This window comes from Promicromonospora sp. NPDC050262, assembly GCF_040655935.1.
Classification (GTDB): Bacteria; Actinomycetota; Actinomycetes; order Actinomycetales; family Cellulomonadaceae; genus Promicromonospora.
Window position 1 is genome coordinate 232,653 of the sequence record NZ_JBFAKX010000008.1, and the last position, 23,026, is coordinate 255,678.

Genomic DNA, 23,026 nt, shown 5'->3' on the forward strand with positions numbered 1-23,026 from the left:
CGGGACAGGCATGATCGACCCCCTGGTCGCGACCCTCGTGATCCTGTCGCTGGCGGTGCTCGGCTTCGCGACCAACCGGGTGCCGCTCGTGATCGTCGCGCTGTTCGTGCCGGTCGCGTTGTGGGCGACCGGCGTGCTCGACCTGGGCGAGGCCCTGTCCGGCTTCAGCGATCCGATCGTCCTGTTCATCGCCACGCTGTTCGTGCTCGGTGAGGCACTGGCGACGACGGGGATCACGGCGTGGATCGGGACGCAGCTCGAGAAGTGCTCGTCGTGGGGGCGCGCCGGGCTGCTCGTGGCGATGGTCGGCGGCACGGCGGTCCTCGCGGCGGTCATCAGCATCAACGGAGCCGTCGCGGCGCTCCTGCCCGTCGCCGTCGTCGCCGCCGCGCGGGCCGGCATCGTGCCGTCGAGGATGCTCGTCCCCGTGGCGTTCGCCGCCAGCGCGGGGTCGATGCTGACGCTGACCGGGACCCCGGTGAACGTCATCGTCTCCGAGGTCGCCGCGGAGTCGGGCGGCCGCGAGTTCGGGTACTTCGAGTTCGCGCTGGTGGGCCTGCCGCTCGTCCTGGTCACGATGTTCCTCGTCGTGACCCTCGGCGAGCGTCTCCTGCCGGAGCGGGTCCCGGAGCACCTGGTCGACGTCGCGGCCGACCCGCACGAACGGGTGCGTTCGTGGCGGGAGAGCTACACCGCGGAGCTCGACGCGGCCCGCCTCTTCACGGACACGGCCGGAGTCGTCGAGGTGCTCATCGCGCCGCGCTCGACCCTGATCGGGCGTCGCGTCAGCCCGGGCATGACCACGCGGGACGAGGATCTCGTGGTGGTCGCGCTGCGCCGCGGCAGCGACTCCTCGGCCGGTTCCGACGGCTCGGCCTCGTCGGGAGCGTTGTCGTTGCAGGCCGGTGACTCCGTCCTGGTCCGCGGGCCGTGGGAGGCGCTGCACCGCTACACCCGGTCACCGGACGTCATCGCCGTCGAGGCGTCGCAGAGCCTCCAGCGGAGCGTGCCGCTCGGGACCGGCTGGAGGCGCTGCCTGGGGGTGCTGATCGCGACGATCGGGCTCCTGGCGACTGGCGCCGTCCCTCCGGTGATCGTCGGGCTGCTGGCCGCGGGGGCGCTGGTGCTGCTGAAGGTGCTCACCGTTCCCCAGAGCCTCCGGGCGATCTCGTGGGACACGGTCATCCTCATCGCCGCGCTCATCCCCTTGTCGACGGCGTTCGTGTCCTCGGGCGCGGCCGAGGCGATGGCAAACGTCGTGATGCGCCTCACCGGCAGCGGCTCGCCACATCTGGCGCTCCTGGCGCTGTGCGCGCTCACGCTCGTGCTCGGCCAGTTCATCTCGAACGTCGCGACCGTGCTCGTCATGGCGCCGGTCGCGGTGTCGTTCGCCCAGACGCTCGACGTGAGCGTGCAGCCGTTCATGATGGCCCTCGCGGTGGTGGGGGCCGCCGCGTTCCTCACCCCGATCGCGACACCGGTCAACCTGATGGTGCTGCAGCCCGGCGGGTATCGGTTCGGGGACTACTGGCGGCTGGGGTTGCCGCTGGCCCTCGTGTTCCTCGCGGCGGCGGTGTGGTACGTGCCGCTGATCTGGCCGTTCTGAGCCGGCGGGCACGCCGCGCACGCGTGCTACTGCAACCGGCCTTGGCCCTCCGGCGAGTACCGCCAGGCCCACTTCTGGTCGTCGGACTCCGCCAGCGGCAGGTGCAGGGTGCGCAGTGCCGGCGAGTGGACGTTGCCCATCGTGCCGCCGTAGCAGTGCCGGCCGCCGTCCACCGGGTCACCGACCGCCGTCCAGTAGTGCCACCCCGACGCCGCCCGCTCCAGGGTCACCGGCTCGCGACAGAACACGCAGAACTTCTTCGTGCCTACCTCGGGCATCGGGGCGTAGAGACCCGACAGCGGCTTTCTGGCGTCCATGAGCAGTCATCATCCACGAACCTCGACGGTGAGAGCACATCACGGTCGCGCTGCTCGGGGGCCGTTATCGAACCGGGACAGAGACGCGATGCCATGAACCAGACCGTGATCGCCGAGTTTCGTGCGAACGGCGGCCGCGCCGGAGGCGTCTTCGCGGACAAGCCTCTGGTCCTGGTGCACAACGTCGGCGCCAAGTCCGTCAAGGAGCGGATCACGCCCCTGGTCCACTTCGGTGAGAACGGCCGCATCCTCGCCTTCGCCAGCAAGGGCGGAAGCGAGGAGTACCTCGCCAAAGCAGTCCGCCGTCCAGCCGCAGTTCGCTGGGTACCAGAGCATGACCGACCGGCTGATACCGGTGGTCGAGCTGGTACGCGCCCAGCAGCCTCCGTGGCCTTTCGGCGGCCCGGGAGTGGGCCGGCCCGGCGCCGGGCCCACTCCTGGATCGCGGCACCGCCTCAGAACCTGAGGACGATCCTCCCGCGGACGCCGCCCGACTCCAGACGGCGATGGGCTTCGGATGCGTCCTCGGCCGGGAGCTCGTCCGCGACCCGTAGCGTGATCTCGCCGCGCTCGGTGAGCTCGCCGAGGTGCCGGAGCATCGGTGCCGGCTCGGCGATGGCGTCCACCACCACGGGAGCGAGCCGGACGCGACGGCGGCGCGCGGCCATGACCTGGCCGGGATCGCCGAACCCGACGACGGACGCCACGGCACCACCGGGGCGGACGATCTCCGCGACATCGAGCGTGGGCATGGCTGCCAGGGCGACGGCGTCCACCTCGCCGACCGCCGCACGGATCGCGTCGACCACACCGTCCCCGCGCGGGACGACGACGTGCGCGCCGAGGCTCTCGACCAGCGCCCGGTCCGTGTCCGCGGCGTCCGCGACCACGCGGTGCCCGGCGGCGACGGCGAGCTGCACGATGTAGCCGCCGACCGCGCCCGCGGCGCCGATCACGGCCACCGTGCCCGGCCGCTCGAGCCCCATCGCCTCGACGGTCTGGTAGGCGGTCAGACCGTTCATCGGCAGGGTCGCCGCCTGCGCGATCGAGGCGCCGTGGGGTGTGCGCACCACACGGTTCATGTCGGCGACGGTGAGCTCCGCGTAGGCGCCACCGCGTGGGTCGATCGGCCACACGTGTGCCGTGACCGCCTCGCCGACGCGGAACCGGTCCGCAGCCCGCGCTCCGACGGCGTCGACGACCCCCGCGGCCTCCATCCCCGGGACCCACGGGGCGTCGTGGCGAAGCTGGTGCACCTCGCCGCGGCGCATCCTGAGGTCGCCGTTGTTGACGGTCACGGCCGCCACGTGGATCCGTACCTCATCGTCACCCACCTCCGGCTCGGGGTGGTCGAGCTCGCGCAGGACGTCTGGTCCGCCGAATGTCGTCATTCCGATGGCTCTCATGCCGGTTCTTCCTCACTCAGTTCTGGGCGCACGGGAACCAGCCACGACCTCGTACGTGCCGTGGCCTGGTCGGCCTGGTGCTAGGAGTTGTCGTGCAGGTGGGGCGCGGTGCCGCTCAGGGGCGTGTGTCCGGGGGCGCGCATCCCGTCAAGGAGGAGCGTGATGACGCGGCGCCATCCGTCGGGTCCCGCGTCGACGCCGAGGCAGTGGTCGGTGTCCAACCCCGCGCGCGAACTGATCATGACGTCCTGCCACGTCACGTCCGCGCGCAGCGCGCCGGCCGCGTACGCCCGGTCGGTGAGCCGGATGACGGCGTCCTGCAGGGCCGTGGTCCGCTCCTCGATCTCGGGCGTGGGCACGGTGTCGCACGCGGCGGTCACCTCGGCCACACCTCGGCTGTCGCGGTGGGCGCCGGCCAGCTCCATGACGAACCGGCTCAGCCCTTCCCAGGGATCCTCGATGCGCAGGCACTCCTGCGCGCTTTCGAGCATCTCGTCGTACAGGCCGACGACGACGGCGTCCAAAAGCGAGTCCTTGGTGCCGAAGCGGCGGTAGAGGGTGCCCACCCCCACTCCCGCGGCGGTCGCGATGTCCAGCGCCGATACGTCGAGGCCGCGGGAGGCGATAGCTTCCCGGGCCGCGACGATCAGCTGGCGCCGGTTGCGCCGCGCGTCGGCGCGGACATCCGTGGTGGTATCCAGGTCAGGCATCCGGGTCCCAGTTCTCCAGAGCGTCCATCCGCAGGCGAGTCAGCAGCACCGAGTCGATCAGCCACCGGCCGTCGACCTTGCGATAGGTCTCACGGTACTGCCCGTAACCGTTGTGCCCCTCAGGGGCCTCGGGCCCGACGGGGAAGGTCAGCAAGTCCTCCATCGCCCAGATACCGGACGCCGAGTCCTCGCCCAGGATCTCGATCTCCGGCATGTGCCCGTGGTGCACCGACGGCGCGTCACCCGTCAGGTCGCGGATGGTGTCCGCGAACTCACGAGGGGAACCCCAGGTGATCCCGTCGGTCACCAGCGTGGCGTCCGGCGTGAACAGCGCCGCGAGCTCGTCATGCTTCTTCTCGTCCACGAAGCGGAAGTACCGCGCCTTCAGCTTCTTGATCTCCTCGACCGCCTCCAGCGCGTCCAGGCGCCGGGTGAGCTCAGCCAGGTCACTCATATCCATGTCTCCTCGGGTGTTCCGGCGCCGTACCGGGCGCCAAGACATTCGGACGACTCTCGTCCGCTTGCGTACCGAGCCTAACCGGACGGCCATCGTCCGAATTCCCGGAGGCTGCTGTGAGCCAGGCGACACATGATCTGCCCACTACAACCAGACGGACGAGCGTCGTCCGCTTACACTCCAACAGAAGCGGACGACTGTCGTCCGTAAACGAGCGCCCGCCCCGTCGGACCCGGCAGAGGTCGGCGCATCCCGCAGAACCCAAGGAGTAAGTGCATTGCGCGTCGAGATCTGGTCCGACGTGTCCTGCCCCTGGTGCTTCATCGGCAAGGCACGCTTCAAGAAGGCTCTGGTCGCCTTCCCCCACCGCGACGACGTCGAGGTGGTCCACCGCTCCTTCGAGCTCGACCGCCGATTGGCCGAGACGCGCCCGACGACCGGGCCGAAGCACGCGGAGAAGTACGGCATGACACCGCAGCAGGCCCGCGCCGCCGAAGAGGACCTCGCCCGACTCGCCCGAGCCGAAGGGCTCGACTACCTCGTCGACTTCCGCGATCACGGCAACACCTTCGACCTGCACAGGCTGCTGCACCTGGCGGCCGACCGTGGTGTCGGCGACGAGTTGCTCGCTCTGTTCTACGAGGGCAACTTCTCCGCCGAGCGAAGCATCTACGACCCGGAGCACCAGGTGGAACTCGCCATCCGCGCGGGGCTCGACGAGGCCGAGGTCCGCGCCGTCCTGACGGACGCCGGTGCCTACGCCGAGGACGTGCGTGCGGACGAGGACGAGGCGGCCCGGCTGGGCATCACAGGCGTGCCATTCTTCGTGGTCGACCGGAAGTACGGCCTCTCCGGCGCGCAAACCACAGCCACATTCCTAGGGGTGCTCCAACGGGCCTGGGCCGAGCGATAGACCGACCGTCAAACATTCCGAGCCTCTACGTCGGGGCGTACTCCGGTAGATCCGGCGCCCGAGATTCCGATCACAGGGCCATTGGTGTCCACGACACCCAGGACGCGAAGAGGCCCGGACCCGCGGAATCCCGCGGATCCGGGCCTCTGGCCAGGTTCGGCGCCCGGCAGGCCGGGCAGCCGGACTCAGAAATTGATCATGTGCCCCGCGATGCCGTGGATCGACTCCTGGAGCGCCTCCGACAGCGTCGGGTGGGTGTGCACGTTGCGCGCCATCTCGTCGGCCGTGAGGTCCCACTTCTGCGCGAGCGTCAGCTCGGGCAGCAGCTCCGAGACGTCCGGGCCGATCATGTGGGCGCCGAGGATCTCGTTGTACTTGGCGTCGGCGACCAGCTTGACGAAGCCGGTCGGGTCGCCCAGGCCGTGCGCCTTGCCGTTGGCCATGAACGGGAACGAGGCGACCTTCACGTCGTAGCCCTCGTCCTTGGCCTGCTGCTCGGTGAGGCCGAACGACGCGATCTGCGGGGAGCAGAACGTCGCGCGCGGCATCATGCGGTAGTCGCCCAGCGTCTGGGTCTCGGCCCCGGCGATGGTCTCGGCGGCGACGACGCCCTGCGCCTCGGCCACGTGCGCCAGCATGAGCTTGGCGGTGACGTCACCGATCGCGTAGATGTGCGGCACGTTGGTGCGCATGTAGTCGTCGATGCCGATGGCGCCGCGGTCGGTGAGCTGCACGCCGGCGCTCTCCAGGCCGATGCCCTTGACGTTCGGCGCGAAACCGACGGCCATGAGCACCTTGTCGACCACGAGCTCACCCGGCTTGTCGTCCTTGACGCCCTTGAAGGAGACCGTGACGGACGAGCCCTCGTCCTTCACCGTCTGGACGGCGGTCGAGGTCAGCACCTTGATGCCGAGCTTCTTGTACTGCTTGGCGATCTCCTTGGAGACGTCCGCGTCCTCGTTCGGCAGCGCACGGTCGAGGAACTCGATGATCGTGACGTCCACGCCGTAGTTCTTCAGGACGTAGGCGAACTCCATGCCGATCGCGCCGGCGCCGACGATGGCGATCGACTTGGGCAGGTCGCGCGTGAGGATCTGCTTCTCGTAGGTGACCACGTTCTCGGACAGCTCGACGCCGGGCAGCAGGCGCACCTCGGAGCCGGTCGCGATGATCGCGTTGTCGAAGGTCACGGTCTCGGTGCCGCCCTTGTTGAGGGCCACCTCGATGGTGTTCGCGTCGCGGAACGTGCCGCGGCCGTCGAGCTCGGTGATCTTGTTCTTCTTCATCAGGAAGTGGACGCCCTTGACGCGGCCGTCCGCGACCGTGCGTGAACGGTCCCAGGCCTTCCCGAAGTCGAACGTGACGTCTCCGGCCATGCCGAAGAAGTCCTTCTGGTGAGTGAAGATGTGGGCCAGCTCGGCGTTGCGGAGCAGAGCCTTGGAGGGGATGCAGCCCACGTTGAGGCAGACACCACCCCAGTACTTCTCCTCGATGATCGCAACGGACTTGCCGAGCTGGGCAGCGCGGATGGCGGCGACGTAGCCGCCGGGGCCCGCACCGAGGAGTACGACGTCGTAGTGGGAAGCCATGACTCAAGGGTATTGGTGCGCGCGAATCGTGGTGACGTGACTTCTGTCTCGTTGGCCGGACCTGCGGCCCGACGTGCCCTGCCGTGCGTCAGCGCACGCTGTCGACACCCTTGTTCGCGAGCGCGTCGGCGCGCTCGTTGCCCGGGTCGCCCGCGTGGCCCTTGACCCAGACCCAGCTCACCTCGTGCCTGGCGACCTCGGCGTCGAGCGCCTGCCAGAGGTCCACGTTCTTGACGGGCCGCTTGCTCGCCGTCTTCCAGCCGTTGCGCTTCCAGCCGTGGATCCAGGTCTTCATCCCGTTCATCACGTACGTCGAGTCGACGTGCAGCGTGACGACGGTGGGGCCCTTGAGCGCCTTGAGCGCCTCGACGACGGCGGTGAGCTCCATGCGGTTGTTCGTGGTGACCGGGTCCCCGCCGAACAGCTCCTTCTCGTGCGTGCCGGAACGCAGCAGCGCGCCCCATCCACCCAGGCCAGGGTTGCCCTTGCAGGCTCCGTCGGTCCAGATCTCCGCGGTCGGCCGCGTCGCGCTCGTGCTGGTGCTCGTGCTGGTCACGGGGCTCACCCTAACCGGCGGGCCGACGACGCACGCCGCGACCGGCACCGCCGCCGGGCCACCACCGGGCCGAGTGTCAGTGGTCCGGCATAGCGTGTGAGTCGGCCCCCGTACGACGACGCATCAGGAGGACCGATGAAGTTCGGGTTCATCAGCAGCTTCGGCACCATCGACCAGCACGTGGCACTCGCCCGCGAGATCGAGGAGCACGGCTGGGACGGTTACTTCACCTGGGACGCCATCAACCTCGGCGGTGAGTGGGCCATGCCGGTCTACGACCCGTTCGCCATCCTGGCGGCCGCGGCGGTCGTGACCGAACGGATCACGCTCGGCGCGATGGTGTTCGCCGTGCCCCGGCACCGGCCGTGGGAGCTCGCGCAGCGGGCGCTCACCGTGGACCGGCTCTCGGGCGGACGTCTGGTGCTGCCCGTCGGCGTCGGCGTGACCGACGACCGGGGCTTCACGTCCGTCCCGGGCCAGGCCACGGAGCTGAAGGACCGCGCAGCCCTGCTCGACGAGACGCTGGCGTGGCTGGAGAAGTCGTGGTCGGGCGAGGAGTTCGAGGTCTCCGGCGGGCAGATCACCACGGGTCCGTTCCGCTTTCCCGAGCCCCCGGTGAACGGCCGCATCCCGGTGTGGCCGGTCGGTGTCTGGGACGCCGAGCGCCCTCCCGCCAAGAACCTGCGGCGGGCCTTGCGCTGGGACGGGATCGTCCCGCAGCTGCGGGGCACGGCGGACGACCTGACGACGGACGACATCGCCGGGCTGGTCGAGTGGCTCACGGCGAACCGGCCGGAGCCGGCGAGCCCAGACGATGCCGATCGCCCGTTCGACGTCATCCTGCAGGGCAAGTTGTCCAGCGACCCCGCCCAGGCCGCCGAGCAGGCCCGCGCCATGGCGGACGCCGGCGTGACCTGGTGGATCGAGTCCTGGTGGGACCCGGCGAAGGACTCGGCGGAGTCGCTCCTGCAGAAGGTACGCCAGGGTCCGCCGGCCCTGTAGCGGGCGCCATCGTCGACCCGGGCCCTACATCGCGAACGCGCTCGCGCCCCTGCTGCGGTCAGGAGACTGACCGCAGCAGGGGCGCGAGCGAGAGACGTCGGGCGGAAGCCGGACCTCAGACCGGGCGCGCCGCCTCGATCTCGACGGACGGCAGGTGCCGGGCCGGCAGTGTCTTCGGGCGCCACGACGCCCGGGTCTCCTCGAACGCCGTGATCTTGTCGGCCTCCTGGAGGGTGAGCCCGATGTCGTCGAGCCCCTCCATGAGCCGCCACCGCGTGTAGTCGTCGATCTGGAACGGCACCGTGACGTCGTCGGCCGTGGCGGTCTTGGCCTCCAGGTCGACGGTCACCTCCGTGCCCGGCTTGGTCTCCAGGATCTTCCACAGGATCTCGATGTCCTCGGGCGAGACGATGCCCGCGACCAGGCCCTGCTTGCCCGAGTTCCCGCGGAAGATGTCGGCGAACCGGGAGGACAGCACGACCCGGAAGCCGTAGTCCTTGAGCGCCCAGACGGCGTGCTCGCGCGACGAGCCGGTACCGAAGTCCGGGCCGGCCACGAGCACGGACCCCGCGGAGTACGCCTCCTGGTTCAGCACGAACGACGGGTCGCCGCGCCACGCCGCGAACAGCGCGTCCTCGAACCCGGTGCGCGTGACCCGCTTGAGGTACACGGCCGGGATGATCTGGTCGGTGTCGACGTTGCTGCGCCGCAGCGGGACGCCGACGCCGGTGTGCGTGGTGAACTTCTCCATGGTCAGTGGTCCTCTCAGCGCAGCGCGGGCTGGATCGCTACGGGAACGGGCAGGTCGACGACGACGGACTCACCCAGCGGGGAGACGCCCACGCCGTCGAGCGGCGTGCCGTCGAACGTGGTGATGTCGATGTCGTACGGCAGGTCCAGGTCGCCCACGCTGGAGAGCGTGCCCCGGATCGCCGTCGCGGCGGCCACCAGCGGCGACACCAGGTGGGTGCGCCCGCCCTTGCCCTGCCGCCCCTCGAAGTTGCGGTTCGACGTCGAGGCCGACCGCTCCCCCGGCGCGAGCTGGTCCGGGTTCATGCCGAGACACATGGAGCACCCGGCGTTGCGCCACTCGGCGCCGAACTCCTTGAAGATCACGTCGAGGCCCTCGGCCTCGGCCTGCAGGCGCACGCGGGCCGACGACGGGACCACCAGGACCCGGACGGACTCGGCCTTGCTCCGGCCCTTGACGACCTTCGCGACGGACCGGAGGTCCTCGATGCGGCCGTTGGTGCAGGAGCCGATGAACACCGTGTCGACGCTCACGTCGCGCAGCGGCGTGCCCGCCTGGAGGCCCATGTACTCCAGGGCCCGCTCGGCCGCGAGGCGCTCGTCCTCGTCGGCGATGTCCGCCGGGACGGGCACGGACGCCGACAGCGGCAGGCCCTGGCCCGGGTTGGTGCCCCAGGTGACGAACGGCTCCAGGTCGGCCGCCTCGAGCACCACCTCGGCGTCGAACTCCGCGTCGTCGTCGGACCGCAGGGTCTTCCAGTACTCGACGGCGGTGTCCCAGTCCTCGCCCTCGGGCGCGTGCGGGCGGCCCTTGAGGTACTCGAACGTGGTCTCGTCCGGCGCGATCATGCCGGCGCGCGCGCCGGCCTCGATCGACATGTTGCAGATGGTCATGCGGGCTTCCATCGACAGCGCCCGGATGGCCTCGCCGCGGTACTCGAGCACGTAGCCCTGGCCGCCGCCGGTGCCGATCTTGGCGATGATCGCCAGGATGATGTCCTTGGAGGTCGCGCCGGCGGGCAGCGCGCCGTTGACCGTGATCGCCATGGTCTTGAAAGGCGCGAGCGGCAGCGTCTGGGTGGCGAGCACGTGCTCCACCTCGGACGTGCCGATGCCGAACGCGAGCGCGCCGAACGCGCCGTGCGTGGACGTGTGCGAGTCGCCGCACACGACGGTGAGGCCGGGCATGGTCAGCCCCAGCTGCGGTCCCACCTGGTGGACGATGCCCTGGTCCGCGTCACCGAGGCTGTGCAGCCGGACGCCGAACTCCTTGGCGTTGGCGCGCAGCGTCTCGATCTGCGTGCGGCTCGTCGCGTCGGCGATCGGCCGGTCGATGTCGAGCGTGGGGGTGTTGTGGTCCTCGGTCGCGATCGTGAGGTCGGGTCGCCGCACCTGCCGTCCGGCAAGGCGCAGACCCTCGAACGCCTGCGGGCTCGTGACCTCGTGGACCAGGTGCAGGTCGATGTAGAGAAGATCAGGCGAGCCGTCCTCGCCTCGACGCACGAGGTGCGCTTCCCAGACCTTCTCCGCCAGCGTGCCGGCCATTGCGGTTCGCCTCCCTGTCAAAACTACCTCTGTCAGAAACAACTTTGGGCCTCGACTTGCAATCTCACGTTCCGAGACGGCAATATCGCGGTATGGACGATACTAGCGGAGTCGGCGTCTTGGACAAGGCGGCGTCCGTCCTCGGGGCACTCGAGGCCGGCCCGGCCACCCTGGCGCAGCTCGTCTCCTCCACCGGCCTGGCTCGCCCGACGGCGCACCGCCTGGCGGTGGCTCTGGAGCATCACCGCCTCGTGGCACGGGACATGCAGGGGCGGTTCGTACTGGGCCCGCGCCTCAACGAGCTGGCCACGGCCGCCGGTGAGGACCGCCTGCTGGCGGCAGCGAACCCGGTGCTCATAGCGCTGCGCGACCACACGGGCGAGAGCGCGCAGCTCTACCGCCGGCAGGGCGATCACCGCGTGTGCGTCGCCGCCGCCGAGCGCCCGGTCGGCCTGCGCGACTCCATCCCCGTGGGCGCCACGCTCAGCATGAGCGCGGGTTCCGCGGCGCACGTCCTGCTCGCCTGGGAGGAGCCGGACCGCCTCCACCGCGGCCTGCGCGACGCCACGTTCACGGCCACGATCCTCTCCGGTGTCCGACGCCGGGGCTGGGCACAGTCGGTCTCAGAACGTGAGCTCGGTGTGGCCTCGGTCTCGGCGCCGGTGCGCGGCCCCTCGGGCCGAGTCGTGGCGGCCGTCAGCGTGTCCGGGCCCGTGGAGCGGCTCTCGCGGCAGCCCGGCCGGCTGCACTCGGCCGCCGTCGTCGCCGCCGCGAACAAGCTCACCGAGGTGCTGCACCGGTCCGGCGAGTGACGCGCGGGCGCCGTCCGACGGACGGCGCCCGCCGAGCCTCCGCGGCCGCGGCCGGTGAGCGCGACGTGTGCGGCCGGTGAGCGGTCCGTGAGCGTTGGGCCGCCACGCCGGGCGCGGTGATTCCCCAGGTCCGGGTGGTGTCAGTAGTCTCGTCCGCGACGTGCGCACACCCGGTGCGCGCGCACCAACGTCGGAGGAATCTGATGCCGCCAAAGGTGAGACTCATCATCATCTGGGTCGTGGTGATCTTCCTGCTCTACTCGGTCATCAACGACCCCGAGCGATCCGCCGACGTCGTGCTCGCCCTCTGGGACGTCATCTGGGGTGCCATCGCGAACATCGGCACCTTCTTCGAGGAGCTCTTCACCGGGTCCATCGGCCGGTGACGACGTAGGGTCGGCGGCGGGGCTCGGGGTTCCTCGGGCAGACCCGCCGTCGGCCCGTCCCGTGGGTCCGCCGGCGGGCGTGCCCACGGCAAGAGGACCATTCCGAACGCACCCGGGGAGACCCGCATGAGCGCAGCAGCGGACTTCGTGATCCGTCATCGCGCCCTGCAGCGGTACATCCTCGCGGACGAGAAGGTGATCGTCGCCACCCGACGGCACTGGGCCAGGCTCTGGGAGCCGATCCTCACGACGACCGGAGCGTTCGTCCTGGGGCTGGCGATCCTCGTCGCGGTGGACCCGGACGTCCGCGACAGCCTCGCCTGGGTGTGGCTGCCGTTCCTGGTGCTCGGTCTGCGGCTGCTCTACAAGTGGCTGGACTGGCGGGCCGAGTGGTTCGTGATGACCGACCGCCGGCTGATCCTGCTCACCGGGCTCCTGGTGCACCGGGTGGCGATGATGCCGGCCGAGAAGGTGACCGACCTCGGGTACGAGCGCACCCCGCTCGGCCAGGTGCTCGGCTTCGGCACCTTCATCTTCGAGACCGCGGGCCAGGACCAGGCGCTCGACCGCGTCACCTGGATCCCGCGCCCCGACTCGCGGTACCGCCTCATCATCGCGACGCTCTTCCACCCGGACGCCGCCGACGCCGAGGCCGCCGCCCAGGCCGACCCCGACTTCCGCCCGCAGGCGGCACCGCCTGTCGAGCCGGCGCCCGCCGCGCCACCCGCGCTCATGCCGCGGATCGGCCGCCGCAGCAACCCGCCGACGCAGCGCATCGAGGTCCCGGCGCTGCGCGACCTGGCGGGCCCGGTTCCCGGGGCTTCGGGCGTGGCCTCCGACGGCGTCGCGCCGAGCGGTGTCATCTCGGACGGCGTCGTCTCGGACGGCGTCGCTCCGGACCGCGGGGCGGCCGGGAACCCGCTCGCCCGCGGTGCGGGGCAGGCCGGTGCGGGGCAGGCCGGCGTGGGTTCCGGCAGCGCGGCGCACGACGGCGCGGGCGGCACCCGCCCGGGCGGCGGCGAGCCCACGGGCGCCGTGCGGCCGCCGGCGAACGGCACGGCCGCGGTGGCGGCCTCCTCGGGCAGCACGAGGCTGCCGGGCAGGACCAGCGACGGCAAGGGCGGCGACCACGTGCCCGGCGGGCCGACGTCCGCGACCGACGGGTCGGACGCCCTGCCCAGCCCGTTCATCGAGGGCGGCAAGGACCCGAAGATCCGCTGACGCGGCCGGCTGGCGAACGTAGGCATCGTCGGCCCAAGAAAGCCCAGAGAGCGACGAACCCTACGTTCGACGCCCTGCTCCCGAAAGCAAAAGGCCCGGTCCTCGCGGACCGGGCCTTCATCTGTACCCCCAGCGGGATTTGAACCCGCGTTACCGCCGTGAGAGGGCGGCGTCCTAGGCCGCTAGACGATGGGGGCCTTGAACTCGTCCGCCGACCGAAGCCGGTGGACTGCGTACCCCCAGCGGGATTTGAACCCGCGTTACCGCCGTGAGAGGGCGGCGTCCTAGGCCGCTAGACGATGGGGGCCTTGAACTACCGGTATGAACCGGCACCGTGAGAACGATAGCGCACCCTACGACCAACTTGCGTCGGTGTGGGATGCGCAATGCTCTGCGCTGGGGTACCAGGACTCGAACCTAGACTAAGTGGACCAGAACCACTCGTGCTGCCAATTACACCATACCCCATGGGGGTATGACCGCCTGGATACACCTGTCTCCGACAGGCATTCCGTGGGGGCCCTACCGCTGGAGAACATTACCTGACCTCGGACGGTGGGCAAAACGGAATGGGCGTGCCGTCCGTCACCCGTGTCGGATCGGGTCCGCCGAGCGCGTTCCCAGCACCGTTCCCAGCACCGTTCGAAGCGCCCGGGCGTCAGCCGAGGCCGGTCCCGTAGCCCAGCGCTCCCGGGAGCTCCGCCAGCGTCTCGACCACCACGACGCCCGCCGCGCGCAGCACCTCCGGGTCCTGCGGGTCGCCCTGCAGGACCGTGCGCGGCCCCGCGTGGCCGCCGTAGCCCGGACCCCGCCGGTGGCCCGCCCGGTCCAGCCAGACCCCCGTGAGGCCCGCCTCGTGGGCCGCCAGCGCGTCCACCGCGGGCTCGTCACCCACGTAGGCGGTCCGGGACGGCTCGACGCCCAGCTTGCGCGCGCCCTCCAGGAACACGCGGGGGTCCGGCTTGCCGAAGCCCAGGGTGTCGACCCCGACGAGCACGGGCAGGTCGCCCAGTCCGGCGGCCTTCAGCTTGCGTTCCTGGAGCTCCGTCGCGGCGTTCGTCACCACACCGACGCGGAGGCCCGCCGCGAGGGCGGCGTCGACGGCGGCGCGGGCGTCGTCGTGCGCCGTCCACGACCGCTCGAAGGTGCCCCAGAACAGCGCGTCCCACGCCTCGAAGGACGTCTCCGTGACCGGCGCGGCGCCGAACGTCTCGTGCAGCAGCGCCGCCCGGTGCCGACGCTGCGTCACGTGGTCCATCTCGCCGCGGGTGTAGCGGCCGTAGAAGCCGCCCGGGTCGGTGCGCCAGTGCGACAGGATCTCCGGGTCGCGTTCGGCCGGGACGTGCGGCAGGTGCTCCGCCCGCACGGCCTCGAGCGCCCGCGCGAAGGCGCCCTTGGTGTCGACGAGGGTGTCGTCGACGTCGAACAGGATGCCGTCCGTCGTCATGCCGTCTCTCCCTTTGCCCGTTCGTACTCCACCGGCCCCGTCACCGGACCCACCACCGGACCCACCACCGGACCCACCACCGGCACAGGATCCGTCACCACCAGCGTCGGCCTGCGGCGTCGTGCCCACCACAGCAGCACCACGGTCGTGACGAGCGTGACACCGATGCTGACCGCTCCCTCGGACGGCGCCACCTCGGTGATCAGCAGCGAGTCCTGGAGCCCGTCGTAGGCGATCGCGAGGCCGAACGCCACCAGGTTGTTGGCCGCGTGCAGCGCGACGGCGATCTCCAGCCCGCCGGTGCGCCACACGAGCAGGCTCGCGACCAGGCCGAACACCAGCCGGTCGGCGAACAGCCAGGGGCTCTGCGCGCCGTGCGCCATCGCGAACAGCAGGGCCGACGCCGCGGCGGGCACCAGCACCGCGACCCACCGCCGGCGCAGCATGCTGCCGATCCACTGCGTCAGCCAGCCGCGGAAGAAGTACTCCTCGCCGGCCGCCTGCAGCGGCGTCGTCAGCAGGATCACGAGCGCGAGAACCAGCCAGCCGGACGCCGGCGTGAGCGGCCACAGGCCGGCCTCGTCGGCGCCCGATCCGGCGCCCGCACCGGCGTCGGGCGCGCCGAGCAGGGCCATCAGGATGCTCGTGCCGATCGTGAGCGGCACCAGGAGCAGCAGCGACATCCCGAGCCCGCCGAGCAGCAGGCGCCAGCGCACGCGCCCCAGCACGGAGGAGACCAGGCCGGCACGCCGGGCCTGCGCCCAGGTCGCGACGAGCGCGAGCGGGATGCCGAGCGCGAGCCCGAGGTTCGTCACGAGCAGGCCGGCCGGCGACACGAACCAGGCATCGGTGACGCTGCCCGGGTCCGGGAGCTGGGTGCCCAGCGCCTGGGCGACGATCCACACGAGGGCGTACAGCAGCATCGCCCCGAACACCACGATCACGCCGACGGTGACCGCGGCCAGCCCGACCAGGGGTCGCCACCAGCGGTGCCGCGGGCCCCGGAGGGCCTGCGGGTACTCCCGCGGCCCCGACGGCAGCACCTGCGGCGGCGCGGCAGGGGCCCATGCCGACGACACCGTCGGGGACGACGGCGCCGCAGCCCCCGGCAACGAGGACTGCGGCGTCGGCTGTGGTGCGGTCGGGCTCGGGGCCGCTGCGGGCTGATCGGTCGTGGGCGGCACGGCGTCAGGTGTCATGGCGTCGGTCACGTCTGCCACGTTAGTCCAGAACGCCCCGGTCGAGGCGCCGGACGCCAGGGCGTCCGGATGCCAAGACTCCCGGGGCGCCAGACCCCCGGACCTCAGGACTCCCGGGTACTAGGACGCCACGTTCGCCGACGCCGTCTCGGCGAGGCGAGCCAGGGCGGCGTCGACCCGCGCGAGCGTGCGCTCCCGGCCCAGCACCTCGAGCGACTCGAAGAGCGGCAGGCCGATGCGGCGTCCGGTCACGGCGACGCGGACCGGGGCCTGCGCCTTGCCCAGCTTCATGCCGTGCTTCTCGCCCACGACCGTGACCACGTCCTTGAGCGGCTCGGCCTCCCAGGCCGCGTCGGCCAGGGCCACGCGGACGTCGGCGAGGAGCTCGGCGGCGCCGGCCTTCATGGCCTTGTTCCAGGAGTCCTCGTCGATGATCGGGTCGTCCAGGAACAGGAAGTCGACGTTGGCCGTGATCTCGGACAGCAGGGCCACGCGGGAGTGCGCGAGCGGCGCGACGGCGTCGAACACGCCCTGGTCGAACTGCTCCGGCGTCCACGGCGCGGCGGGGGCCTGCAGCCACGGCGCGCAGGCCGCGGCGAAGTCCTCGACGCTCAGGGCGCGGATGTACTCGCCGTTGAACGCGGTGAGCTTCTTGACGTCGAAGAACGCGGACGAGGAGTTGATGTCCTCGACGCGGAACCGGCGCACCAGCTCGTCGAACGGCAGGATCTCCTCGTCGTTGCCCGGCGCCCAGCCCAGCAGCATCAGGTAGTTGACCATCGCGTCGGGCAGGATGCCCTCCGCGAGGTAGTCCTCCAGGGCCACCTTGTCGCGACGCTTGGAGAGCTTCTGCCGCTTCTCGTTGACGATCACCGGCATGTGCGCCCACTGCGGCGGGGTGTGGCCCAGGGCCTCCCAGAGCAGCTGCTGCTTGGGGGTGTTGGGCAGGTGCTCCTCCGCGCGCATGACGAGCGTGATGCTCTCGTCGATGTCGTCCACCACGTTGGCCAGCAGGAACACCGGCGAGCCGTTGCCGCGTGCGATCACGAAGTCCTCGAGGTTCGCGTTCGGGAACGTCGGGTTGCCGCGGATCAGGTCGACGACCTGCGTCTCCCCCTCGTCCGGCGTGCGGAAGCGCAGCGCGCGGCCCTCGGCGTACTCCAGGCCGCGGTCGCGGCAGAAGCCGTCGTAGCCGGTCTGCTGGTTTCCGGTGCGCGCGATCAGGGCGTCCCGCGTGCAGTCGCAGTAGTACGCCTTGCCCTCGGCGAACAGCCGCTGGGCGGCGTCCTTCTGGATGCCCGCGTTCTCGGACTGGAAGTACGGCCCCTCGAACGCCGGGTCCTCCTTGCGGATGCCCAGCGCCTCCATGGCCGACAGGATGCCGTCCACCCACTCGGGCTGGTTCCGCGAGGCGTCGGTGTCCTCGATGCGCAGCACGAACGTGCCGCCCTGCTGCTTCGCCACGGCCCAGTTGAACAGCGCGGAACGAGCGCCACCCACGTGGAACATGCCGGTCGGGGACGGCGCGAAGCGGACGCGCACGGCCGCGCCGTCGGGAGCGGGCTGGGTCGGGGTGTCGGTCACGGAAGTCACGGGCCAAGCCTAGGCGCTGCCGGGCCCGACGGCGGCGCCTGCCGGGCCGCCCGGCCCCACCGGCCACGGATCAGGAGCGCGACCGCGAAGCCCGGCCACACCGGGATCGACGCGAAGGCGGGAGTCAGGACGAAGAGCAGGGGCCACCCCTCGTCCCCCTCCGGCAGCGACACGGCGACGACGAAGTAGGCGACCGCCAGGACGACCGTGGCCAGGACGAGGCCCACACCCAGCGACGCCCAGTCGTTGCGGACCTCCAGCAGCCGGAGCAGGGCGGCCGCGGCGACGATCGACACGAGCGCGCCGACCGTCACCACGAGCGCGCTCACCAGACCGAACCCGACGCCGTCCCACGCGATATCGCCGCTCGTCTGGAGGTACACGAGCACCACCGCGGTGATGCCGAATGCCACGGGGGCCAGTGCCAGGAATCGTCGTGCGGTCTCCACGGGGACCATGATGCGTGCCGGGCACCGCGCTGACCACGAATGTCGGCGGGGGTGCCCGGGGCGGACGGCTGGGAGCGGTCGCGCCCGATCGGTCAGCGGGACAGCCGCTTGACGTACCTCCGCGTCGCCACGGGTACGGGCCCTTCGGAGGTCTCCGCCTGGTAGTCCAGCGGGCCGCCGTCCGACCAACCCGCCCGCTCGTAGAACCGGCGGGCCCGCGTGTTGCCCGTCACGACGGCGAGCCAGGCCTCGGTATGCCCGGCGGCCGCGATCCGGGCCTCCCCCGCGGACAACAGGTCGGACGCGATCCCGGAGCCCCGGTGGGCCGCGGCGACGAAGAGCTGCTCCAGCTCCTCGCCCTTGACGGTCACGAAACCGGCGACGGTGTCCTGGTCCAGCCCGCCGTCCGCCGGCCCGCCGTCCGCCGGCCCGCCGTCCGCCGCTCCGCCGTCCGCCGGTGCGGCGAGGGCAACGGCCACCGTCGTCCCCGGGACCCGGGCCGCCGCGCGGGGGCCGAACGACTCCCGGGTCCGGACCGCTTCCAGTGCCGACGGCACGAGGCCACGGTGGCCGTCGCCCCAGGCGGCGTGCCAGACGGCGGCGATCGCCGGGGCGTCCGCCGGTACGGCGTGCCGGAGCTCGACGTGCCGCACGCGCAGCGGCTCGAGGAGGAACCGGTCCTCGTCGGGCAGCACGACGGGCTCGGTGCGCCACCCCGGCCCGGCGTACGCCGCGAGCGCCGCGGCATCGCGCCAGCGGCTCACGTAGGTCAGCGTGTCGGGCGTCGGGCCGTCCGGGGCCGCGCTCCTCCGGCGGACGACGATCTCGTCGCTCACGAAGCCGTCGAGCGCCGCGAACCCGGCGGTGCCCGCCTCGATGAACGTGCGGAACTCGTCGAGCAGCCCGGGCCGGATCCGGGCCGTGGAGCGCCTGATGATCATTGCTCGATCATGCTCCACGGGTCCGGGCGCGGGCCAGCACGACCAGCTCGGTCAGCTCGGGCTCGGGCAGCGCGTCGGCCGGCCACCAGCGCAGGTCCAGGGACTCGTCCGAGACCGCCGTCTCCGCGCCGGGTGCCGCGACCGCGACGAACCGCACGTCCAGGTGGTGCACCGGCCGGGCCGGGTCGCCGGTGCCCGGCCGGCAGAACGGCACGACGTGCTCGTCGAGGTGCACCGGGACGGCGTCGAGCACGAGCCCCGCGATCCCGGACTCCTCGCGCGCCTCGCGGGCGGCGGCGTCGGCCAGCGACACGTCCCCGGCCTCCAGGTGGCCGCCGAGCTGGAACCAGCGCCGCGCCTTGGCGTGCAGGGTGAGGAGCACCCGCGCGCCGTCGTGCGACAGCACCACGGTCGACGCCGTCAGGTGGTCCGGCACCGACTCCCGGAACACCCCGTCGTCGTGCGCCTCGAGGTGGGTGACGTACCGCGCCCGGAGGCGCTCCTGCTCCGGCGTCGGCCCGGTCCAGGAGCGCAGGGTCGCCAGGGCGTCGGCGTGCAGCGACGTGCCGGGCAGCGTCCCTGGCCGTGTTCCCGGCTGAGTCTCGCGGCCCACCTCAGCGGCGCCGCAGCACCGGGTTGGCCAGGACGCCCACACCCTCGACCTCGACCTCGACGCGGTCGCCCTGGTCGATCCGGCCCACGCCGGCGGGGGTGCCGGTGAGGATCACGTCGCCGGGCAGCAGGGTCATGGCCTCGGAGATGTACGAGACGAGGAACGGCACGTCGAACACCATGTCGCGGGTGCGGCCGTCCTGGCGGGGCTCGCCGTTGACGCGCGAGCGCACGGCGACGTCCTCCGGGTTCAGGTCGGTGTCGATCCACGGGCCGAGCGGGCACGAGGTGTCGAAGCCCTTGGCGCGGGCCCACTGGCCGTCGGTGCGCTGGGCGTCCCGCGCGGTCACGTCGTTCGCGACGGTGTACCCGAGGATGTACGACGACGCGTTCTCCGGGGTGACGTCCTTGCAGACCTTGGAGATCACGACGGCCAGCTCGGCCTCGTAGGAGACCTCCTGCGTGAAGTCCGGCAGCACGATCGGGTCGTCCGGGCCGACCACGGCGGTGTTCGGCTTGAAGAACAGCAGCGGCGTGGTCGGGACATCGCCGCCCATCTCCTTGGCGTGGTCGGCGTAGTTCTTGCCCACGCACACGATCTTGGAGCGCGGGATCACCGGGGCGAGCAGCCGGACGCCGTCGCCCAGCTCGATGCGCTCGCCGGTCGGCATGGCCGGCATGTAGAGGGGGTCGCCACCCAGCACGGCGAGGAAGGTCTTGTCGCCCTCCTGCTGCACGAGGGCGAAGCGGGGGTCGTCTCCGGTGGTGAATCTCGCGATACGCACGGGCTCAGCGTAAGCCGCGCGAGGCCGTGGACCCCCGTCAGGGGTGGGTCAGGGGCGGTTCAGGGCCCCAGCCCAGGTCATCCCCGATGCCGGGGGCCCGCCCACGTCCATAGCGTGACGCACGGGACGACCCGGCCGCGCACGGCGCCGGGCACGGCGACGAGGAGCTCGGATGAGGAACGACCGGACCGGGGCGCGGCGGGTGCGCCTCCGCGCGGCACAGGGCGTCGCGCTCCTGACGGCGGCGGTGGTCGCGTTCGCCCCGGCGGCGTCGGCAGCGGCGGACGACGCCGACGTCGACCGGCACCTGGCCGAGTACGTCCGGGTGCACCGCGCCCCGGGCCTGGCCCTGGTGACGCTGGCCGACGGCGACGCGCGCGTGCGGGTGCACGGGACGACGGGCAGCGGTGCACCGGTCGGCGAGGACACACCGATGCGCATCGGCTCGATGAGCAAGGCGTTCACCGCGCTGGCGGTGCTGCAGCAGGTGGACGCCGGGCGGTTCGAGCTCGACGACCCGGTCGTCGAGGTGCTCCCGGAGTTCCGGCTGGGCGACGACCGGTACCGCTCGATCACGGTCGAGCACCTCCTGACCCACCGGTCGGGGCTGGCCGCGACGGGGCTGGAGTACTCCTCGGACCCGGCGTCGGCGCCCGCGGAGACCGTCGGCCGGCTGGCACCCGAGAAGCTGGCCGCCGACCCGGGAACCACCACCCTGTACAGCAACGCCGGCTACGCGGTGCTGGCCCGGCTGGTCGAGCGCACGGCCGACGCCGACTTCGGCCCGTACCTCGACCAGAACGTCTTCGAGCCGCTCGGCATGTCGTCCACGACCGTCACCGAGCGCTGCGACGCCGAGCCGGCCGGCCTCGACCGGGGCTTCTCCCTGCTGGGTCCCGTGCGGGTCGGCGTGCCGGAGCTCCCGCTCGCCTGCGCCGGGAGCGGCGGCATCGTCTCGACCGCCCGGGACATGACGGCCTGGCTGCGGTTCCAGGTGGGCGACGGCACGTCCGCGACGGGCGAGCGGCTGCTGCGCGAGGAGACCTTCCGCGCGTTCCACGACGTCCCGGCGAGCGGCACGGAGTACGGGTACGGCTGGCACGGCACCACGGCCGACGGTGACGACGCGCCCCTGGTCGGGCACGGCGGCACGCTGGCGACCTTCGCGTCCGGGATCGAGTTCTCCCCGGTGACCGGGACCGGCGCCGTGGTGCTCGCCAACGCCGCCGGGGATCCCATGGCACTGACGCACGACGCCGTCGTGGCGGTCGACGGCGGCACGCCCCTGCCGATGACCAACCCGTTCGACCCGTTCAACGCCGTCCTCGTGGGCGTCGCCGCGCTCGTCCTGCTGGCCGGGGTGCTCGTCGTCGTCCGCTCCCGCCGGTGGGCGGAGCGCCGCGCCGCCGGCTCCCGGCGCGCCACCGTGCTGCGCCTGGTGCCGCTCGCGCTGGTCACGCTCCTCGGCGCGGCGCTCCCCTGGCTCGGGGCCACGCTCATGGGCCTGTCCGAACCCGTGGCCGCCTACCGCGTCGTGCTGTGGCTGTACCCCGCGGTGGTGCTGCTGGGCGTGGCGCTCGTGCTGGCGGCGGGCGGCGGGCTCGCCGCCCGCCTCGTCCGGCTCCGGGGCGAACAGGTCAGGCGCGCGCCAGGACCTCGCCGTTGAGCACCGCGAACCAGCCGTCCGGCGCCGCGGCCCACTCGCGCCAGCCTTGGGCGAGCTGCTCGAGGGCCACGTCGTCCGCGAGCGCCGAGTCCTTGGCCTGCACGGCGAAGTTCGACTCGGTGCAGCGCTCGGCCCACAGCCCGCCCCACCAGGTGCGGTCGTCGGGGGTGGCGTAGCACCAGACGCTCGCTCCGGGCTCGATCGTGGCGGGGTCGAAACCGGCGTCCCGCACCCACGAGGCGAGCCGGCGCCCGGCGTCGGGCTCGAAGCCGTAGGTGTGCGTGACCTCGTGGTAGAGCATGTTCCACTCGGTGAGCTCCGCGGACTCCGGGTACCAGGTCATGGCCTCGTAGTCGGCGTCGCGCACCGCGACGAACCCGCCCGGCTTGGCCACGCGCCTCATCTCGCGCAGGGCCGCGACCGGGTCGGAGAGGTGCTGCAGGAGCTGGTGGGCGAAGACGACGTCGAACGAGTCATCCTCGAAGGGCAGCTCATAGGCGTTGGCGTGCTCGAAGGTGATGTTCTTGGTGCCGTGCGCGTCGGCGAGGCCGCGGGCCGACTCCAGCACGTCGTCGGAGGCGTCGACGCCGACGACGCTGCCCTGTGTCAGCCGCTCGGCGAAGTCGACGGTGACGGTGCCGGGGCCGCAGCCCACGTCGAGCAGCGTCATGTCGGAGAGCAGGTGCGGCAGCAGGAACGCGGCGGAGTTCGCCGCCGTCCGGCGCCGGTGCGAGCGCAGCACCGACTCGTGGTGCCCGTGCGTGTAGGACTCGGACTCCTTGGTCAGGTCGGTCCCCGCGCCCGGGTTGTCGGGGCTCTCCGCACCGCGGGTCAGGCTCGTCAGGCTGCTGGGGGCGTCGACCGCGTCGATGGGGTCGGTGCCCGCGGGCGTCGTCCGGTCGCGGGCGGGGCCGCCGCTGCCGTCGTTGGCGGGATCGCCGAATCGGCCGCCGAACCGGTTGCCGAGCTCGTGGCTGGGCGTCGGGACGGACGGGTCGATGCGGGCCGAGTCGTGCTCGTTGGCGCTGCCGGTCATGGCCGCACTGTATGTGCGCCGCACGGGC

Annotated in this window: 23 protein-coding genes, 3 tRNA genes and 1 pseudogene; 8 read left to right on the forward strand and 19 right to left on the reverse strand. The window is 72.0% G+C overall.

Features of this window, described 5'->3' with window-relative positions; translation table 11 throughout:
• Positions 1-10 precede the first annotated feature (10 nt).
• Positions 11-1,606: an SLC13 family permease gene (locus AB0I29_RS14770; protein ID WP_357482510.1), complete on the forward strand. Its 1,596-nt coding sequence runs from the start codon at positions 11-13 to the stop codon at positions 1,604-1,606.
• Positions 1,607-1,632: 26 nt separating this feature from the next.
• Here the strand turns inward: AB0I29_RS14770 and AB0I29_RS14775 are convergent, their stop codons facing one another.
• Positions 1,633-1,923, reverse strand: a complete 291-nt coding sequence (locus tag AB0I29_RS14775; RefSeq protein ID WP_357482512.1) for a hypothetical protein — start codon at positions 1,921-1,923, stop codon at positions 1,633-1,635.
• A gap of 93 nt (positions 1,924-2,016) precedes the next feature.
• Between AB0I29_RS14775 and AB0I29_RS14780 the strand changes: the two are divergent.
• Positions 2,017-2,145 (forward strand): annotated as a pseudogene (locus AB0I29_RS14780) (nitroreductase family deazaflavin-dependent oxidoreductase); the annotation flags it as partial.
• Positions 2,146-2,378: 233 nt separating this feature from the next.
• Here AB0I29_RS14780 and AB0I29_RS14785 read toward each other — a convergent pair.
• From AB0I29_RS14785 to AB0I29_RS14795, 3 genes are all read right to left on the reverse strand, one after another.
• Positions 2,379-3,329, reverse strand: coding sequence for an NADP-dependent oxidoreductase (locus AB0I29_RS14785; protein WP_357482514.1), 951 nt, complete (start codon positions 3,327-3,329; stop codon positions 2,379-2,381).
• Positions 3,330-3,409: 80 nt separating this feature from the next.
• A complete protein-coding gene (locus AB0I29_RS14790) occupies positions 3,410-4,039 on the reverse strand; it encodes a TetR/AcrR family transcriptional regulator (protein WP_285107236.1) in 630 nt (209 codons plus the stop codon).
• On the reverse strand, positions 4,032-4,493 hold the full coding sequence (locus tag AB0I29_RS14795) for a nuclear transport factor 2 family protein (protein WP_116674311.1): 462 nt from the start codon (positions 4,491-4,493) through the stop codon (positions 4,032-4,034). The genes AB0I29_RS14790 and AB0I29_RS14795 overlap by 8 nt, the downstream gene beginning before the upstream one ends.
• Before the next feature lie 280 nt (positions 4,494-4,773).
• On the opposite strand from AB0I29_RS14795, the gene AB0I29_RS14800 reads away from it, so the two are divergent.
• The gene (locus AB0I29_RS14800) at positions 4,774-5,409 is read left to right on the forward strand and encodes a DsbA family oxidoreductase (RefSeq protein WP_357482517.1); all 636 of its coding nucleotides are present in this window, start codon (positions 4,774-4,776) and stop codon (positions 5,407-5,409) included.
• 185 nt (positions 5,410-5,594) lie between these two features.
• On the opposite strand, the gene lpdA is transcribed toward AB0I29_RS14800, so the two are convergent.
• Both lpdA and rnhA read right to left on the reverse strand, forming a co-directional pair.
• Positions 5,595-6,998, reverse strand: coding sequence for a dihydrolipoyl dehydrogenase (gene lpdA, locus AB0I29_RS14805; RefSeq protein WP_285107234.1), 1,404 nt, complete (start codon positions 6,996-6,998; stop codon positions 5,595-5,597).
• A gap of 88 nt (positions 6,999-7,086) precedes the next feature.
• Positions 7,087-7,554, reverse strand: coding sequence for a ribonuclease HI (gene rnhA / locus AB0I29_RS14810; protein WP_357482519.1), 468 nt, complete (start codon positions 7,552-7,554; stop codon positions 7,087-7,089).
• Positions 7,555-7,689: 135 nt separating this feature from the next.
• Here rnhA and AB0I29_RS14815 point away from each other — a divergent pair, with 135 nt between their 5' ends.
• Entirely contained in the window at positions 7,690-8,556 is an 867-nt protein-coding gene (locus AB0I29_RS14815) for an LLM class flavin-dependent oxidoreductase (protein WP_357482521.1), read from the forward strand.
• A 115-nt stretch (positions 8,557-8,671) separates the two neighbouring features.
• On the opposite strand, the gene leuD is transcribed toward AB0I29_RS14815, so the two are convergent.
• Together leuD and leuC are read right to left on the reverse strand one after the other, a co-directional pair.
• Entirely contained in the window at positions 8,672-9,307 is a 636-nt protein-coding gene (leuD, locus tag AB0I29_RS14820) for a 3-isopropylmalate dehydratase small subunit (protein WP_357482523.1), read from the reverse strand.
• A 14-nt stretch (positions 9,308-9,321) separates the two neighbouring features.
• A complete protein-coding gene (leuC, locus tag AB0I29_RS14825; RefSeq protein WP_285107227.1) occupies positions 9,322-10,851 on the reverse strand; it encodes a 3-isopropylmalate dehydratase large subunit in 1,530 nt (509 codons plus the stop codon).
• Between the two features lie 92 nt (positions 10,852-10,943).
• Between leuC and AB0I29_RS14830 the strand changes: the two genes are divergently transcribed.
• From AB0I29_RS14830 to AB0I29_RS14840, 3 genes are all read left to right on the forward strand, one after another.
• A complete protein-coding gene (locus tag AB0I29_RS14830) occupies positions 10,944-11,663 on the forward strand; it encodes an IclR family transcriptional regulator (RefSeq protein WP_026365378.1) in 720 nt (239 codons plus the stop codon).
• Between the two features lie 215 nt (positions 11,664-11,878).
• Positions 11,879-12,049: a hypothetical protein gene (locus AB0I29_RS14835; RefSeq protein ID WP_020013705.1), complete on the forward strand. Its 171-nt coding sequence runs from the start codon at positions 11,879-11,881 to the stop codon at positions 12,047-12,049.
• A gap of 126 nt (positions 12,050-12,175) precedes the next feature.
• Entirely contained in the window at positions 12,176-13,270 is a 1,095-nt protein-coding gene (locus AB0I29_RS14840) for a PH domain-containing protein (protein WP_357482526.1), read from the forward strand.
• Positions 13,271-13,394: 124 nt separating this feature from the next.
• Here AB0I29_RS14840 and AB0I29_RS14845 read toward each other — a convergent pair.
• The 10 genes from AB0I29_RS14845 to AB0I29_RS14890 all read right to left on the reverse strand — a co-directional run bounded on the left by AB0I29_RS14845 (position 13,395) and on the right by AB0I29_RS14890 (position 20,296).
• Positions 13,395-13,467, reverse strand: a tRNA-Glu gene (locus AB0I29_RS14845).
• Positions 13,468-13,504: 37 nt separating this feature from the next.
• Positions 13,505-13,577: transfer RNA gene (locus AB0I29_RS14850), tRNA-Glu, on the reverse strand.
• Between the two features lie 89 nt (positions 13,578-13,666).
• Positions 13,667-13,738: transfer RNA gene (locus AB0I29_RS14855), tRNA-Gln, on the reverse strand.
• 190 nt (positions 13,739-13,928) lie between these two features.
• Complete coding sequence (locus tag AB0I29_RS14860; RefSeq protein ID WP_357482528.1) at positions 13,929-14,717, reverse strand: HAD family hydrolase; 789 nt, start codon at positions 14,715-14,717, stop codon at positions 13,929-13,931.
• A complete protein-coding gene (locus AB0I29_RS14865; RefSeq protein ID WP_357482530.1) occupies positions 14,714-15,928 on the reverse strand; it encodes a type II CAAX endopeptidase family protein in 1,215 nt (404 codons plus the stop codon). Before AB0I29_RS14865 ends, AB0I29_RS14860 begins: the two co-directional genes overlap by 4 nt.
• A 108-nt stretch (positions 15,929-16,036) precedes the next feature.
• Complete coding sequence (gltX, locus tag AB0I29_RS14870) at positions 16,037-17,509, reverse strand: glutamate--tRNA ligase (RefSeq protein WP_285107219.1); 1,473 nt, start codon at positions 17,507-17,509, stop codon at positions 16,037-16,039.
• A complete protein-coding gene (locus tag AB0I29_RS14875; RefSeq protein WP_357482533.1) occupies positions 17,506-17,958 on the reverse strand; it encodes a hypothetical protein in 453 nt (150 codons plus the stop codon). Before AB0I29_RS14875 ends, gltX begins: the two co-directional genes overlap by 4 nt.
• Positions 17,959-18,050: 92 nt before the next feature.
• Positions 18,051-18,899 carry a GNAT family N-acetyltransferase gene (locus tag AB0I29_RS14880; protein ID WP_357482535.1) on the reverse strand — a complete coding sequence of 283 codons (849 nt, stop codon included), beginning with the start codon at positions 18,897-18,899 and terminating at the stop codon, positions 18,051-18,053.
• 7 nt (positions 18,900-18,906) lie between these two features.
• Positions 18,907-19,512 carry an NUDIX domain-containing protein gene (locus AB0I29_RS14885; protein ID WP_357482537.1) on the reverse strand — a complete coding sequence of 202 codons (606 nt, stop codon included), beginning with the start codon at positions 19,510-19,512 and terminating at the stop codon, positions 18,907-18,909.
• A 1-nt stretch (position 19,513) separates the two neighbouring features.
• Positions 19,514-20,296 carry a fumarylacetoacetate hydrolase family protein gene (locus tag AB0I29_RS14890; protein ID WP_285107212.1) on the reverse strand — a complete coding sequence of 261 codons (783 nt, stop codon included), beginning with the start codon at positions 20,294-20,296 and terminating at the stop codon, positions 19,514-19,516.
• Between the two features lie 172 nt (positions 20,297-20,468).
• Between AB0I29_RS14890 and AB0I29_RS14895 the strand changes: the two genes are divergently transcribed.
• Positions 20,469-21,962, forward strand: coding sequence for a serine hydrolase domain-containing protein (locus AB0I29_RS14895; protein ID WP_357482539.1), 1,494 nt, complete (start codon positions 20,469-20,471; stop codon positions 21,960-21,962).
• On the opposite strand, the gene AB0I29_RS14900 is transcribed toward AB0I29_RS14895, so the two are convergent.
• Positions 21,934-22,749 carry a class I SAM-dependent methyltransferase gene (locus tag AB0I29_RS14900; protein ID WP_357482586.1) on the reverse strand — a complete coding sequence of 272 codons (816 nt, stop codon included), beginning with the start codon at positions 22,747-22,749 and terminating at the stop codon, positions 21,934-21,936. The genes AB0I29_RS14895 and AB0I29_RS14900 overlap by 29 nt on opposite strands.
• Positions 22,750-23,026 lie beyond the last annotated feature (277 nt).

Excerpts from the sequence above, each read along its gene's own strand:
- AB0I29_RS14770 (WP_357482510.1), top strand. The coding sequence starts at position 11 with ATGATCGACCCCCTGGTCGCGACCCTCGTGATCCTGTCGCTGGCGGTG.
- AB0I29_RS14775 (WP_357482512.1), bottom strand. The coding sequence starts at position 1,923 with ATGGACGCCAGAAAGCCGCTGTCGGGTCTCTACGCCCCGATGCCCGAG.
- AB0I29_RS14785 (WP_357482514.1), bottom strand. The coding sequence starts at position 3,329 with ATGAGAGCCATCGGAATGACGACATTCGGCGGACCAGACGTCCTGCGC.
- AB0I29_RS14790 (WP_285107236.1), bottom strand. The coding sequence starts at position 4,039 with ATGCCTGACCTGGATACCACCACGGATGTCCGCGCCGACGCGCGGCGC.
- AB0I29_RS14795 (WP_116674311.1), bottom strand. The coding sequence starts at position 4,493 with ATGAGTGACCTGGCTGAGCTCACCCGGCGCCTGGACGCGCTGGAGGCG.
- lpdA (WP_285107234.1), bottom strand. The coding sequence starts at position 6,998 with ATGGCTTCCCACTACGACGTCGTACTCCTCGGTGCGGGCCCCGGCGGC.
- AB0I29_RS14815 (WP_357482521.1), top strand. The coding sequence starts at position 7,690 with ATGAAGTTCGGGTTCATCAGCAGCTTCGGCACCATCGACCAGCACGTG.
- leuD (WP_357482523.1), bottom strand. The coding sequence starts at position 9,307 with ATGGAGAAGTTCACCACGCACACCGGCGTCGGCGTCCCGCTGCGGCGC.
- leuC (WP_285107227.1), bottom strand. The coding sequence starts at position 10,851 with ATGGCCGGCACGCTGGCGGAGAAGGTCTGGGAAGCGCACCTCGTGCGT.
- AB0I29_RS14830 (WP_026365378.1), top strand. The coding sequence starts at position 10,944 with ATGGACGATACTAGCGGAGTCGGCGTCTTGGACAAGGCGGCGTCCGTC.
- AB0I29_RS14840 (WP_357482526.1), top strand. The coding sequence starts at position 12,176 with ATGAGCGCAGCAGCGGACTTCGTGATCCGTCATCGCGCCCTGCAGCGG.
- AB0I29_RS14860 (WP_357482528.1), bottom strand. The coding sequence starts at position 14,717 with ATGACGACGGACGGCATCCTGTTCGACGTCGACGACACCCTCGTCGAC.
- AB0I29_RS14880 (WP_357482535.1), bottom strand. The coding sequence starts at position 18,899 with ATGATCATCAGGCGCTCCACGGCCCGGATCCGGCCCGGGCTGCTCGAC.
- AB0I29_RS14895 (WP_357482539.1), top strand. The coding sequence starts at position 20,469 with ATGAGGAACGACCGGACCGGGGCGCGGCGGGTGCGCCTCCGCGCGGCA.